At 66.3% G+C, this 14,291-nt stretch carries 11 protein-coding genes; 7 read left to right on the top strand and 4 right to left on the bottom strand.

The genetic code is table 11. The annotated features are described in order from the left end of the window. The first annotated feature begins 457 nt into the window (after positions 1-457). The 7 genes from BMY29_RS08760 to BMY29_RS08730 all read left to right on the top strand — a co-directional run bounded on the left by BMY29_RS08760 (position 458) and on the right by BMY29_RS08730 (position 8,993). Entirely contained in the window at positions 458-2,221 is a 1,764-nt protein-coding gene (locus tag BMY29_RS08760; RefSeq protein ID WP_049989021.1) for an ABC transporter substrate-binding protein, read from the top strand. A gap of 159 nt (positions 2,222-2,380) precedes the next feature. Continuing rightward, positions 2,381-3,448, top strand: coding sequence for an ABC transporter permease (locus tag BMY29_RS08755; RefSeq protein WP_049989022.1), 1,068 nt, complete (start codon positions 2,381-2,383; stop codon positions 3,446-3,448). Further along, positions 3,445-5,169, top strand: coding sequence for an ABC transporter permease (locus BMY29_RS08750; RefSeq protein ID WP_049989023.1), 1,725 nt, complete (start codon positions 3,445-3,447; stop codon positions 5,167-5,169). The genes BMY29_RS08755 and BMY29_RS08750 overlap by 4 nt, the downstream gene beginning before the upstream one ends. After that, a complete protein-coding gene (locus tag BMY29_RS08745) occupies positions 5,169-6,461 on the top strand; it encodes an ABC transporter ATP-binding protein (protein ID WP_049989024.1) in 1,293 nt (430 codons plus the stop codon). The genes BMY29_RS08750 and BMY29_RS08745 overlap by 1 nt, the downstream gene beginning before the upstream one ends. Beyond that, positions 6,461-7,867, top strand: coding sequence for an ABC transporter ATP-binding protein (locus BMY29_RS08740; protein WP_049989025.1), 1,407 nt, complete (start codon positions 6,461-6,463; stop codon positions 7,865-7,867). The genes BMY29_RS08745 and BMY29_RS08740 overlap by 1 nt, the downstream gene beginning before the upstream one ends. A 27-nt stretch (positions 7,868-7,894) precedes the next feature. Next, the gene (locus BMY29_RS08735; protein WP_049989026.1) at positions 7,895-8,353 is read left to right on the top strand and encodes a DUF7555 family protein; all 459 of its coding nucleotides are present in this window, start codon (positions 7,895-7,897) and stop codon (positions 8,351-8,353) included. Between the two features lie 97 nt (positions 8,354-8,450). Next, entirely contained in the window at positions 8,451-8,993 is a 543-nt protein-coding gene (locus tag BMY29_RS08730) for a DUF7529 family protein (RefSeq protein WP_049989027.1), read from the top strand. A gap of 174 nt (positions 8,994-9,167) precedes the next feature. On the opposite strand, the gene hpt is transcribed toward BMY29_RS08730, so the two are convergent. The 4 genes from hpt to BMY29_RS08710 all read right to left on the bottom strand — a co-directional run bounded on the left by hpt (position 9,168) and on the right by BMY29_RS08710 (position 14,202). After that, a complete protein-coding gene (gene hpt / locus BMY29_RS08725; RefSeq protein ID WP_049989028.1) occupies positions 9,168-9,737 on the bottom strand; it encodes a hypoxanthine/guanine phosphoribosyltransferase in 570 nt (189 codons plus the stop codon). A gap of 185 nt (positions 9,738-9,922) precedes the next feature. Continuing rightward, positions 9,923-10,597 carry a DUF7344 domain-containing protein gene (locus BMY29_RS08720; protein ID WP_449289542.1) on the bottom strand — a complete coding sequence of 225 codons (675 nt, stop codon included), beginning with the start codon at positions 10,595-10,597 and terminating at the stop codon, positions 9,923-9,925. 128 nt (positions 10,598-10,725) lie between these two features. After that, complete coding sequence (coaBC, locus tag BMY29_RS08715; RefSeq protein WP_049989030.1) at positions 10,726-11,898, bottom strand: bifunctional phosphopantothenoylcysteine decarboxylase/phosphopantothenate--cysteine ligase CoaBC; 1,173 nt, start codon at positions 11,896-11,898, stop codon at positions 10,726-10,728. Positions 11,899-12,012: 114 nt separating this feature from the next. Next, positions 12,013-14,202, bottom strand: a complete 2,190-nt coding sequence (locus BMY29_RS08710; protein ID WP_049989031.1) for an IucA/IucC family protein — start codon at positions 14,200-14,202, stop codon at positions 12,013-12,015. Positions 14,203-14,291 lie beyond the last annotated feature (89 nt).

The following is a 14,291-nucleotide window of genomic DNA, read 5'->3' as shown; positions in this document are numbered from 1 at the left end:
GACATATTCCTTGCGCTCAGCGGCGCTCTCTCGATCGAACCTTCGATCAACGCTCGTACTGTCTCCCGGATTGGGCCGTTACTGTGATGGCGGCGGTCAGTCCGGGACGATACTACGTTATTCCGACCGGTTGCTGATAGCCTTTGCCGTTGACCATGACTGGAGACCCGGCGACTCGATGCTCGCACCGGATGTGGTCACGTCCGGATAACCAACCATATATAATTTTTATTTGCTATCGAAAACCGAGAAAGTAAATAGATGCAGTCTATATCTGGGTATCAGCTATAGGTGTTCACCCAACTCGCTCAAATCTTCCAAACACCGATACATAATTCCGCACTCACATATTGGAAATAACTGTCTCCGTAGCTCTTGTCGGGCGGAATCGCCGGTATCGACCCAACGAACAACAAAACAAAAATTTATACCGGTAGAGATTCTCATGCCATCCGGAATGTCGAACGAAAATAGTCTCTCTCGACGAACGTTTCTCAAAGCGACCGGTTCCGGTGCCGCGGTGGCGACAGTGGCGGGCTGTCTCACCGGAGAGCCGGACGACGAAGGCAGCGACAACGAACTGAACCTCCGTAACGCGACGATGTCGTCGCTGGACCCGATCCAGTCGACGGACACCGCCTCGGGACAAGTCATCAAGCAGGTCTGCGAGCCGTTGACCCACTACCCCAACGGGGAGACCAGGGTCGAGAACAAACTCGCCGAGGAGGTGGAGATCTCGGACGACAACCTGACGTACACGTTCCACCTGAAAGACGCCGAATTCCACAACGGCGACTCGCTGACGGCCGACGACTTCGTCTACACGTTCCGACGGCTCGCCGAGTCCGAGAACAGCGAACGGTCGAACTTCATCGTCGGCGATCCCTCGTTCCTCGACGTCGAGGCGGAGTTCGACGACGAGGGACGGATCGTCCCCGACTCGCTCGCCGTCGAGGCCGTCGACGACAGCACGCTGGAGATCACGCTCGCGACGCCGGCACCCGACGCGTTGCAGATCCTCGCGTACGACGCGCTTTCGGTGATCCCCGAGGGTATCGTCGGCGATATCGAGGGCTACGAGGGCGAACTCGATCACAACGAGTTTGCAAACGAGGGCCTGGTGGGAACCGGCCCCTTCGAGTTCGACTCCTGGGACCCCGACGCCGACGTGCGAGTCACCAAATACGACGACTACCACGGGAGCACGGCGAACGTCGACGCCGTCAACTGGCAGATCCTCGAAGGCGACGATGCACGCGTCACCGCCGCGATGGAGAAGAGCCTCGACTTCTTCACGCTGCCGACGTCCCGATACGACCCGAACAAAGTCGACGCCGAGACCGACGACCGCAACCGGCAGATCGGGACCTACGGGCCGTTCGACGAGAACGGCGAGACCGTCGATTACGTCGGCGTCCCCGAACTCAGCACCCGCTATCTCGCGTTCAACGCGGCGAACACGCCGCAGTCCGTTCGCCAGGCGGTCGCCTACGTGACCAACCACGCGGAAATCGTCGACACGATCATGAAGGGCCGCGGCCAGGAGGCGTGGACGTTCCTTCCGCCAGGCGTCTTCCCGGGTGACTACGACTCGTTCGTCGAGGACTACCCCTACAGCGCGAACGAGAACGATCGCGACGCCGCTCGGGAGGTGCTCGAGGCCGACGGCTACACCGAGGATAACCCCTACGAGCTCACCATCACGACCTACGAGGGTGACACCTACCAGGAGATCGGCCGGAACATCCGGGACAAGCTCGCCGGGACCGGCATCGAGGTCGACCTCGAATCGGCGCCGTTCGCGGCGCTACAGGAGCGCGGCGAGAACGGCGACCTCGAAGCCTACACGCTGGGCTGGACCTGGAGCTGGCCGGACCCCGGCTACGGGATGTTCGGCTTCGAACCGGCGAATACGGACACCGCACGGATGCCCGAGGAGACCAACGGCTACTACCTCGACTGGGACGACGTGAACTCCGACGCCGCACAGAAGGCCCAGAGCGCCTGGGACACGGTCGTCGCGAATCCCGATCCGGAGGCGGAGGACACTCGCGCCGAGGCCTACCGCGAGATGGAGGAGGCCATCTGGGAGGACGCGGTCATGATCCCGATGTTCCACGACCTCAAAGAGCAGTTCTACTACGACCACGTCGACGTCGAGCCGTTCGGTGCGATGGGCGAGTACCAGCAGGTGTTCAACAACGTCACGCTGGACGAATAGTCACCGCGGACCCGCTCGTCCGATCGACCTCCGCCCTCCCGTCCCCGTCTCGTCCGCGGCGGGACGATTCGCGAGCGGAACTGGTGAAATTTATGAAACAGCCATGATTGACCACGCTATAGCATACATGACGGTACTGAAAGAGTGGGGTGAACGATCGTGAGCCGCTGGCGGTACTTCCTCCGACGGCTCGTCCTCGCAATTCCGGTCGTGTTCATCGGAATGACGGCCACGTTTATCATCGTTCGGATGGGGCCGATCGATCCCGTGGCCGCGATTCTGGGCCCCGACGCGGGCCCCGCCCAACAAGCACGCATCGAAGAGCGGCTCGGACTCAACCAGCCGCTCTGGAACCAATACCTCTCGTTCATGAGAGACCTGATCACGCTGAACCTGGGGCAGTCGTGGGTGATCAACAACGGTCGGAGCGTCTACTCCATGATCGGGACCTACGCACCCCGGACGCTCTGGCTCGGCTTCTGGTCGGTGTTGATCGCGCTGTTCATCGGGATTCCGTTGGGGTTCTACGCCGGCCTCAATCCCAACACCTGGAGCGACTACACCGCTTCCTTCGGCGGCATCGTCTGGCGAGCCATGCCGAACTTCTGGTTGGCGGTGATGTTGCTCGCCGTGCTCCGCCAGTCCGAGCGGTTATTCTTCGGATTCGATTGGCACACGTTCGGGGTGGAGATCAACAGTCTCGTCGGCCAGCCGCCGCTTGACTTCCTCGCGATAACGGAGTGGGTCTCGCTGGGGCTGTTGAGCGTCCCGGTCGGCATCTACTTCTCGCCGGTCGGACTCCTGGCGTCGATCAAGCAGGTCCTCCCGGCGGCGCTCGTACTCGGATCGGCGTCGATGGGGACCGAGATGCGGATCGGCCGCACCGCCGTCCTCGAGACGATCAACTCCAATTACGTCGAGACCGCCCGCGCGAAAGGGGTCTCCGAGCGCGCCATCGTCTGGAAACACGTGTTCCGCAACGCGTTGATTCCGCTGGTCCCGATCATCACGAACGAGGCCTTCATCCTGATCGGCGGCTCGGTCATCGTCGAGACGATCTTCGGGATCAACGGGCTCGGTTACCTGTTCTTCCAGGCGGCCACCCAGGGCGATCTCCCGCTCGTGGGATCGCTGATGTTCGTCTTTATCCTCCTAATCGTCTCGATCAACATCGTTCAGGACCTGCTATATACGGTCCTCGATCCACGTGTGGGGTATTCAGGATGAGTGTGAGTCACGCCGAATTCGACGACAAGACGCTTCGCGAACGCATCGCTGCGCAACCACGGCCGGCACTTCGCTGGCTGGCCGTTCTCCTCGTGTTGCTCGCACTCGAGGTCCGGATGGTGGCGGCCGGACTCCTCCGGCTCGGCAACACCGTCCGGCTCGGGATCGAGTCGATCACGACGATCCCCGCTGCGGTCGCCGGTGCGCTCACGGGACCAGGCGGCGCGGTCGTCAGTACGGCCGGGTACGTAGCGACCTGGCTCGCGATCCTCGCGCTGGTCGCCGTCGTCCTCAAGTGGCTGGTCGTCCCCTGGTCGCTGACCGACCGGGTCGGGATTTCCGCCCGCGGCCAGCGCGACGCGGTTCTCGAGTACGCGATCGTCGCCGCGGTGCTCGGGGTCGTCACCGTCCTGTTGGCCGCGACGCCGGTCGGTGGCGTCTTCGACGCCGCGGTCGCCTGGCTCGTCCGCCGGTTGGAGACGGTCACTCAGTTGCAGACGCTGACGAGCCGGGAGACGATCCCGAATCAGGGCTACCAGACGCCCGACGGGAGTTGGGAGGGGACTTTCCTCGGACTCTCACCCGCGTGGGCCTGGGCGCTCCGCGTCGCGGTCGTCTACATCTACGCGTTCGCCCTCCTCGGCTGGTTCTGGAGGGGGTATCAGGTCTTCCGCGAGCACTACCGGGAGGCCGATTGGACGCCCCGCGACGACAGCGTCGACCGACTTCGAACCCACTACTGGGGGCTGTTCGGCATCGTCGTCGTCTTCATGTTCATCGTGATGGCGATCTGGGCGCCGGCGCTCAGTCCGGTGACGGCCGAAGCGAACCTCTACGCGCCGTACGAACACGAGATCACGTACTACGGCGAGGACGGTGTCCAGACGATCACCCACGGCGATGCGAACATGGCGACCCGGTCGCAAGGCGGCGAGCAGAACGTCGGGCCGCTGAGCTACGACCAGTTCGATCGGTTCGCGCCGTTCGGGACCAATCAGGACGGCAAGGATCTGTTTACCTTCGTCGCGTACGGCGCGCGCGCGTCGTTGGTCATCGGCGTTCTGGCGACGGGCCTCATGGCGGCGACCGCCACGGGACTGGCGCTGATGACCGCCTACTACAAGGGCCTGCTCGACATGGTGACGGTCCTCGTCAGCGACTCGGTGATCTCGATGCCGCGGTTCTTGGTCGTCTTACTACTCTCGGTGCTGTTCATGGAAGCGAACCACCCGATCGCAACGATCTACGACGGAGGCATACTCTTGGCTTTGATTTTCGCAGCGACGGGCTGGCCGTTCCTCTGGCGAGCGGTCCGCGGCCCGTCGCTTCAGATCGCACAGCAGGAATGGGTCGACGCCGCGCGGAGCTACGGACAGCGTCCGTCGGCGACGATGCGAAAACACATGTCGCCGTACATCGCCGGCTACATGCTCGTGTACGCGTCGCTGTCGCTCGGCGGCGTCATTATCGGCGTGGCGGCGCTGTCCTTCCTCGGGTACGGCATTCAGGCGCCGACGCCCGAATGGGGCCGCGCGGTCAACGAGGGCCAGGCGTTCATCGCGACGTCCTCCTGGCACATCGCGACCCTCCCCGGCGTCCTGGTCGTGCTCGTCGTGACGGCGTTTAACGCCCTCGGCGACGGGATCCGCGACGCCATCGATCCGGAGAGCGACAGCGGCGAGGGCGCTGAAGGCGCCGCAGCGACCGGAGGTGGTGGGTGATGACGACCGATTCCATCCTCTCGGTGCGGGACCTCCAGACCGCGTTCTTCACCGACAAGGAGGTGATTCGCGCCGTCGACGGCGTCGACTTCGACCTCGCGCCCGGAACCACGACCGGCATCGTCGGCGAGAGCGGTTCGGGCAAGAGCGTCACCGCCAGGTCGATCATGGGCTTAGTCGAGTCGCCTGGTCGGATCCTCGACGGCTCGAGCATCCGGTTCGAGCACGCCGACACGGTCCGCGAGTTCGCCGAGCGGTTCCCGGAGCGGGCCGTGACCGTCGGATCGGACGCAGCATCGACTGCGGTCGCCGACCCCGACGGCGACGACCCGTCTGCGCTGTACGACCACCCGCGCGTCGACGAGTCGGACTGCATCTTCGTGACCGAGGGCGATGCGTCCGATCCCTCGACGATCGAGGACGGCTTCGTCGAGCTCACCCGCTGTACCGGCGAGGTCCAGCGCGCGATGCGCGGCGGGCGCATCGCGATGGTGTTCCAGGATCCGCTGACGAGCCTGAATCCGGTCTACACCGTCGGCAACCAGATCGAAGAAGCGCTGGAACTTCACCAGGATCTCTCCGGCCAGGCGGCCACGCGGGAAGCGATCAGCCTGCTGGAGGACGTCGGGATCCCCGACGCCCGCCGGCGGGTGAGCGAGTATCCCCACCAGTTCTCCGGCGGGATGCAACAGCGGGCCGTCATCGCGATGGCCCTGGCCTGCGATCCGGAGGTCTTGATCTGCGACGAGCCGACGACCGCGCTGGACGTGACCATCCAGGCGCAGATCCTGGATCTGCTCGCCGACCTGCAGGAGACGCGCGACCTCGCGATCATGTTCATCACCCACGACATGGGCGTGATCGCCGAGATCGCCGATCGCGTCAACGTGATGTACGCCGGCGAGATCGTCGAGACCGCGGGCGTCGAGGAGCTGTTCGCGGCGCCGAAACACCCCTACACGCGGGGGCTGCTCGAGGCGATTCCGGGTCGACACGGAGGCGAGCGCCTCCGGACGATCGAGGGCTCGGTCCCGACGCCGAACGAACCGGCGACCTACTGCCGGTTCGCACCGCGGTGTCCGGAGGCGACCGAGGAGTGCAGCAAAATCCATCCGGACGCGGTCCCCATCGACGGGGGCGACGGCGACCACACGGCCGCGTGCCTGCTGTATCCCGAGGAGCTTCCGACCGAGGCGACACTCGAACGCCATCTGGAGGCGGGAGTCGAGACGGACGCCGAACCGGGAGCGAAGCCGGACACCAGCGGCCGACCGACGCGAGGTGACGACTGATGAGTCAGGAAATTCGAACCGGAACGGGAACGGAACGGACGGTATCGGGAGCCGACGGCGAGGACGCCGACGAGGACGCGATGGTCGAGGTCCGCGACCTGCGGACCTACTACGAGGGCGACAACCTGCTCGGCGGCACGCCGGTCAAGGCCGTCGACGGCGTTTCCTTCGACATCAAACGCGGCGAGACGCTGGGCCTGGTCGGCGAATCCGGCTGCGGGAAGACAACGTTGGGGCGGACGCTCGTCCAGCTCGAGTCCGCGACCGACGGCGAGATCAGGTTCGACGGCACCGACGTCACGGAGCTGTCGGGCGCCGACCTCAAGGAGTGGCGCCGGAACGCCCAGATGGTGTTCCAAGACCCCGAGTCGAGTCTCAACGATCGGATGACCGTCGGGGAGATCGTCCGCGAGCCGCTGGACGTTCACGACTGGAAGACGCCCCGGGAGCGCCGCCAGCGCGTCCGGGAACTGCTCGAGACCGTCGGGCTCCAGCGCGAGCACTACTACCGGTATCCCCACCAGTTCTCCGGGGGACAGCGCCAGCGGATCGGGATCGCGCGGACGCTCACGCTCGAGCCCGACTTCATCGTCCTCGACGAGCCGGTCTCGGCGCTGGACGTCTCGGTGCAGGCCGAAGTGATCAACCTGCTCGAGGACCTCCAGGAGGAGTTCGGGCTGACCTACCTCTTCATCGCCCACGACCTCTCTGTCGTGCGCCACATCTGTGACCGAGTTGCGGTGATGTACCTCGGTAACATCATGGAACTCGGCCCAACCGAGGAGTTGTTCGCGGATCCGGCCAACCCCTACACGCACTCGCTGCTGTCGGCGATTCCGGAACCCGATCCGACCGTCGACCGAGACCGGATCACGCTCCACGGGACGCCGCCCAGCCCCCGGCATCCGCCGGACGGCTGTCCGTTCGCGACCCGGTGTCCCGCTCGCATCCGACCGGAGAAGTATCAGGGCCTCGACGACGAGTTATGGACCCGGCTCAGCACGCTTCGTGAGGTGCTCCGCGAGCGCGAGCGGACCGAGCGCACGATCACCGATCGGCTCCGAGAGCTCCTCGGCAAGGAGGCCCGCTTCGGGACGATCGACGAGATCTACGACGAACTGTTCGCCGGTCACGAGCTTCCGTCGGCCGTCGAGACGGCGCTCGACGAGGTCGCCGATCACGTCCGCGAGAACGACGAGGAAACGGCACTCGAGATCCTGACCGAGGAGTTCGGCAGCGTCTGTGACGGCTGTAACGCCGAGGCCGACGCCGCACCCGGGGACCAGGTTGACCCCGTCGAGCCCGACTACCACGTCGTCAGCGAGACGGGGCACCGAAGCCTCTGTCACCGCCACGGCAGCGGCTACCGGGAGCCCGACGAGGTCCTCGACGACCGACACCGGTAAGCTACCACCCGCTAGCAGATACTATCGATGACGGATCAAACGGACGCACCGGCCGACGACCGCCGTTCCGCAGCGGTACTCGTCGGTCTCGACGCGCTCACGTACGCGCTGGCGGTGGCGGTGACGACGACCGTCGGCGCCGTCGTCGTCGGCGTCCTCACCGGCGGCGGGCTCCTCCGCGCGAAGTATCTCCTGTTCGGCGCCGGGTTTCTCCTGATGGGCTACGCGACGCTTCGGCTCTGGCCCGCGTCGGCGACCGATTTCGACCACGACGCCGATACCGTCACCGGCGGCTACGACGACGCGGTGCCGGCCGAGCGCGACGAGACTCGGTTTCAGCGATACGTCCGAGCGTTGCCGCCGCTGCGCTGGCTCCGACTCCCGCCGCCCGAGCGTCGCCTGGCGCCGCCGACGAAGTTGTTCGTCGGCAGCGTCTTCGTGCTGGCCGTCTCGTACCTGCTGGAAGCGGTCTTCGGGATCGCGTAGCTCCCGCCTCGGAGAGCGATCGAGTGCGAGGCGACCTGCGCGGCCGCGGCGGTCGTCCGTGGAAAGAATTACCTTGGTTTAGGACCGGGACACACGTATGACTGGATCTGGGCGCAGCGACGACGGGACCGTCGAGGACGCCGAGCGGCGTAGCGGTGCGGGTAACGCCCGGAAGGTGGCGTGGTCGCGGACGCTCGACGACACGGACGCGATCGCCGAGCAACGCCGCGACGACGGCTGGGACGTCGTTTCGATCGCGGCCGTCGATACGGCGCCGATGAGCCGGGAGGTTGGCCCCGACGATCGGTTCGGGACCGTCTACGTGATCCCGGACAACGATGCCGACTCGTTTACCGACGCCTACGAACGAGGCGAGTTCTCCCGATACGAGGCCTACCGCAACGAGACGGAGGGCTACGTCTACCTGGTGACCGAGTTACTGGATCCGAACACCGAGACGGCGATCCTGCTGGCCGGGCAGTACCAGCGCCGGTACGCCGACGGCATGATCGCGGCGGCCGAGGAGGAGAATGTCCTGTATACCCACGTCGAGACGCTGGACGGTACAGTTCTCGGGTCCGTCCGCCACGAGGAGTACGAGCCACTGCTCCCGGACGGGTCCGAGTCGAAATCCGGCTGACGGCCGCCGCGTCCCGCCTCGACGAGGTCGGCAGTCGACCTCGCGACGGCGGGGCGAGGACTAGCGCCGTAAACAGCGACGGCCGATCCGAGCGATGATTGACGATTGACGACCGACGGCCGATCCGAGCGACGATTGGCGATCGACGACCGGACAGTGAGAAGTGGGCCGCGATTACGAGTCGCCTTCTTCGTCGACGATGACGACTTCGCCGTCGACGACGTCGACGTTGATCAGCGTCTTGACGTCGTAGTCGGTGTCTTCGATCTTGTTCTCCCCGCCAACCTTCTTGATGACCGCGACCGTGTCGATGACCTCGGCGCCGATCCCGTCTAGGGCCTCGAGCACCGACGCGAGCGTGCCGCCGGTCGAGAGCACGTCGTCGAGCACGAGCACGCGCTCTCCCTCGCGGACGTCGTTGATGTACATCTCGTTCTCCGAGTACCCGGTCTTCTGGGAGATGGCGACCTCATCTTCGAGGCCGTACTGTCGCTTGCGGATGACGGTCAGCGGGATGTCGGTCATCAGCGAGACGGCGGTCGAGATGTGAATCCCCATCGCCGCGGGCGTGACGATCCGGTCGACCTCTTCGAGTTCGGCCTTTCGGATGATTCGGATGACGATCTCTCGTAAGAGGGTCGGATCGAGCTTGGGGACCCCGTCGCTGATCGGGTGTACGAAGTAGTGGTAACCGTTTTTCTCGATAATCGGCGCATCGAGGAGGGACTGTTTCAGCTGATCCATGTCGTCGGTGGGACGGTAGCGGAGTAAAAGTTGACGATACAGACGTACGGTTCGCGGCCTCGTGACCGGCTGCTGCGTGGGAACACCACTCAATAGGAGTCAGCACGGTCCCGTTCGATGGTCCGTTCGAATAGCAACCCGTACCCCGTTCTTCCAGCCGCCTCCATCCGCGCCGTCAGGCGCCGTCACTCGTCGCTGCGGTAGCTGAGCTCGGGCGGCTGGTCGCCGTGTCCCAGGCGCATGTTCCGTTCGTAGTGGACGTGTGCGATCGCCGTGAGGGTGATCGTAGCCGCGACGACGCCCATCCAGAGCAGGTTCGACAGCTCCGTCAGCGGATAGATTCCGAGCCACAGCGCGGCGACCAGCGCGCAACTGGTCGCGCCCAAGGAGAGATAGAGCTCCCGCCAGGCGAACTCTCGGCCAGGGACGATCTCGAGGTAGACGCTGATGTCGCGGGTGCGGTCGGTCGGCTCGATGACCCCCCGGTCGGAGTCGAATCGAAGGATGCCGGCCGAGTCCATCTTCGACAGGTGCGTCTGCTGGAGCGTCGTGTAGACCCGCTTTCGCTGTGCGGGCGTGACCCCGTCGAGAGTCGTCTCGTACTCCCAGGCGGCAACCTGCTGGGCGAGATCCCCCAGTTCGACGGGCCGGTCGTCCTGCTTGAGAAACTGGAGGACGTAGCGCCGTCGCTGGTTCCGGAGCAGTTCGAAGACTTCCCCCTTGGAGAGCGGGTCGTCGGCGGTAGCCGCATCGGCGACCGCGGCGTCGCCGGCTTCCTCGTCGGCGGCATCAGTCGTCGCCGAAGCGGTGTCGCTGGCGCGATCGGCGTCGGTGTCCTGCAGGCGCTGCTGTTGTGCCACCTCGATCACCTCGCGCGGCCAGCAGCGGCTGCTGCCGGTCGCGCGTTCGATGCCAGACCCGTTCGGATACCCATCGATTCGGTCGGATGAACCCCACCCATATAGTTCTCCTGACCGATCCGATCGTATCAGTCCGTCGTCTCGTCGGCGCCGAGGACGGCCGCGATCGAATCGGCAACCTCGCCGCCTAGCCCGGCTTTTGTCCCCTCGTAGCGGGCCGCATCGCTCGCGTGGACCAGCAGCGCCGTCGTCGCCTCTGCTCCCATCACGCTCGCGTCGTTGGCGACGACGAAGGCGAGGTCGGCTCGGTCCAGCGTCTTTCTGGCCTGGTCGATCATCGCCGGTTCGTCGCCGGAGGTCTCGGTCTTGAAGCCGACGATCGGGAGGGTCGGATACTCGTCGCGGATCTCGTCGATGAGTTTCGGCGTCGGTTCGAGTTCGAGCGTGAGCCGTTGGCCCGAGCGGATCTTCTCGTCGCTCTCCTCGACGGTGTAGTCGCCGATTGCGGCCGCCGAGACCAGCGCGTCGGCGGCGGCGCAGGCCTCACGGGTCGCACTGAGCATCTCCGCGGCGCTCTCGACCTGACGGACGTCGGCGTAGGGGACGTCGGGACCGTCGTGGACGAGGGTGACGTCGGCTCCGCGAACGTAGCACGCTTTCGCGACGGCTCGACCCATCTTACCCGACGAGCGGTTCGTGATGACGCGGACGGGGTCGATCGACTCGCTGGTCGCGCCGCTGGTCACGACGACGCGCTCGCCCTCGAGCGGGCGGTCGCCGGCCGCGCGGGCGACGTCGCAGACGATGGCCTCCTCGCTGGCGATCTTGGCTTTCCCCTCCTCGATGCGCGGGTCGACGAACTCGACGCCCCACTCCTCGACGGTCTCGATGGCCTCGAGGACGCCGGGGTGGTCGTACATCGGTTCGTGCATCGCGGGCGCGACGACGATCGGCGTGTCGGCCCCGAGCGCGGTCGTCGCGCACGTCGTTACGGGCGTGTCGTCGACGGCGCCGGCGATCTTGCCGACGGTGTTCGCGGTCGCCGGCGCGATCAGGAAGACGTCGGCCCAGCCGTCGTAGCCGCAGAGATCGACGTGTTCGACGCTCCCCGTGATCTCGGTGACGACGTCGTTGTCGGTGGCGAACTCGACGGCCCAGGGGTGGACGATCCCCCGTGCGCTGTCGGTCATCACTCCGCGGACCGCGGCCCCGTGGCGTCGCAACTCGTGGGCGAGTTCGACCGTCTTGACGGCCGCGATCGATCCCGTCACCCCGAGCGCGACGTTGACTCCCTCGAGCATTCGTCTGCCATTCTTTCTCGCGGTATGTTAAGCGTAGCGAGCCACCGCCGGTCGACGTCCCGCTCGCCGGTCACTGCGGATCGCCGCGACCCGGGGCGGGCCACCGCAACCGGATTACGGCTCCGTCTCGCGCGCGTCGATCCGCTGCCGACCGACTGCCGAAAGCGGATTCGACACCTCGCTCGTCACGTACTCGTGGCGCTTACCCCGCAGTCGCATCGCGGTCAGCGCCTTGTGCGTCGCCGGATCGTCGAACAGGGCGCGTTCGTCGCGGCGGACTCGCTCCTCGGGGACCGCCTGGCCGGCCCGAATCCGATCGAAGGCGTGGTCGCACTGCTCGCGGATCCGTTCCCAGCAGGCCCGCTCGTCGACGCCCAGTTCGTGACTGATCGTCGTGACCAGTTCCGCCAGGTGGTTCTGAAAGAGCGCGTAGTACAGCTTCCGGTGGAGGTCGGCCTCGCCGTCGGCGTCTAAATCGGAATCCGGGTACGGGTCGATCGAGAGGTCGCGGTCGGCCAGGCGGCCGCCGTGGACGCGGATCCCGCCGAGGTCGCGAACCAGGGTAGCCGTCGGAACCGCGTCCGCGCGATCGAAGACGATCAGGCTGTTCTGGAGGTGGCTCTCGAGGGCGATGCCGTACTTACACAGCAGAAGCAGGTGTTCGGGGACGACGACCGCCGCGTACCGCCGGACGAACTCGAGTACCGCGCTATCGGGGCTCGCGGCGTCAGTGTTCGAGCCGTAGCGCTCGATCAGGTCGCAGACCAGGGGCCGCCCAGTCGACGGCGACTCGGCGACCAGGCTCGAGGCCGCCACCGGAACCGTCCCGTCCGTCACGAGCGGATGGGCCGCGGGCGGCGACCGAAGCAGTCCCGAGAGGTGGCGGGCGTCGTCGAACCCCTCGCCGCTCGGGTGGGGACCGCCCGGCGGGTGATAGCAGGACGCTGCGGACTCGGCGAGTAGGCCCAGCGTCTCGAGGGACTCCCGCCGCTCGATCGCGCGCACGACGTCGGTCACCTGCGGCCCGTTCGAGACGGCGTGGGGCGACAGCGTTCGGACGACGTTCGTCGTCTGGACGGGGATCGCGAGCTTGCAGCGGGGCAGCGGCCCGTCGGGGGTCCGCTCGGTGTCGTACGGGACGACGGTCCGAAGGTTGAGCTGGGGCGTCGCCGGATGCGCGTACTCGGGGATCGGGACGACGCGGCCGTCGGCGCACTGATCCGCGTATCGGTCCGGAATCGTGCGGTGGTACTGCAGCGGGTGGACGGGGACGACGGCGTACTCGTCGGCCCCGCGCGAGCCCGGCAGTGCGCGCTCGACCGCGCCTTCGAGGCCTCCGAACGTCGCGAACAGCCGGTCCGTGAGGCGGTCGGCGTCGGTCGCGCGAGCCCGGGTCTCGAGTGCGTACTCCCGTTCGATCGCGACGAACCGGAGGTCGATCCGATCGGTGAACTCGGGCGCGTAGGCGAGCCCCTCGGCGGCGGTCATCCCGCGTCTGATCTTGCCGCCGGGGTGAAACGGGTGACCGTCGGTGACGATCCGCTCGAAGGCGGCCGCGGCGTCGGCGGCCGGAACGCCGGCCGGGATCGCTTCGAGGGGCGACCCGTCCGTCGTCCCCTCTTCGGTCCCGTCTCCGACGGCTTGCGACCGAACGGCCGCGGCGAGTCGCGCTAGCGCGAGATTGGCGACGCTCTCGGCCACCTCCGCGCGGATCCGGTCGGCCTGGTCGGCGTCGCTGAACGCGCCCTCGCGCTCGAGGGACGGGACGAGGTCGACCGGGTGCGAGACCGACTCGGCCTCGGCGGTCTCGGGAGTAGTAGCAGGCGACCAGCGATAGACCGGTCCGACCAGGCGAAATCGATCGTAGCCGTGGCGCGCCGCGATTTCGGCCACCAGAACGCCGTCGGCCGCGGGAAGCGGGACGAGCGCGACCCGCCGACACGTGTCCGGGAGCGACGCGGCGATCGACCGCAGTCGGGCCACGTCGAGCGCCGAAAGGGGCTCAGGATCGTCCGGGATCGACGGGTCTCTCGAGTCGGACCGGGCGGACGGAGACGACTCGAGCGCGACGATCCGAGAGTCCGGAAGACCGGCCGGGTCGCCGCGGAGCAGGCCGCGGACGAATCGATGGAGAATATCGCGGCGGGCCGCGGGGAGCACCGCGAGATAGGCCGATTCGGCCGGCGTCGAGAGGTCGTGCGTCCGAGCGTATCGAGTCGCGGCGCCGAACGCTTCTCGTTCCGCCGCGGTGGCGAGAGCGATGTGATCGTCGGTCCCGTCGATCCGCCAGTTCGTCCCGGTCATAGGAGGAAAGCGATAGGACGTATCTTCCACGTTCCCCATGTTAACTCACCGGGTGCGGTACGGTTCGCGGAAACGAGTCGATGTCGACG

This window comes from Natrinema salifodinae (assembly GCF_900110455.1).
Taxonomy (GTDB): Archaea; Halobacteriota; Halobacteria; order Halobacteriales; family Natrialbaceae; genus Natrinema; species Natrinema salifodinae.
This window is presented reverse-complemented; position numbering and strand designations above follow the sequence as displayed.

Coding starts and splice junctions, on each gene's coding strand:
- BMY29_RS08760 (WP_049989021.1), top strand. CDS start 458: ATGTCGAACGAAAATAGTCTCTCTCGACGAACGTTTCTCAAAGCGACC.
- BMY29_RS08750 (WP_049989023.1), top strand. CDS start 3,445: ATGAGTGTGAGTCACGCCGAATTCGACGACAAGACGCTTCGCGAACGC.
- BMY29_RS08745 (WP_049989024.1), top strand. CDS start 5,169: ATGACGACCGATTCCATCCTCTCGGTGCGGGACCTCCAGACCGCGTTC.
- BMY29_RS08740 (WP_049989025.1), top strand. CDS start 6,461: ATGAGTCAGGAAATTCGAACCGGAACGGGAACGGAACGGACGGTATCG.
- BMY29_RS08735 (WP_049989026.1), top strand. CDS start 7,895: ATGACGGATCAAACGGACGCACCGGCCGACGACCGCCGTTCCGCAGCG.
- BMY29_RS08730 (WP_049989027.1), top strand. CDS start 8,451: ATGACTGGATCTGGGCGCAGCGACGACGGGACCGTCGAGGACGCCGAG.
- hpt (WP_049989028.1), bottom strand. CDS start 9,737: ATGGATCAGCTGAAACAGTCCCTCCTCGATGCGCCGATTATCGAGAAA.
- coaBC (WP_049989030.1), bottom strand. CDS start 11,898: ATGCTCGAGGGAGTCAACGTCGCGCTCGGGGTGACGGGATCGATCGCG.
- BMY29_RS08710 (WP_049989031.1), bottom strand. CDS start 14,202: ATGACCGGGACGAACTGGCGGATCGACGGGACCGACGATCACATCGCT.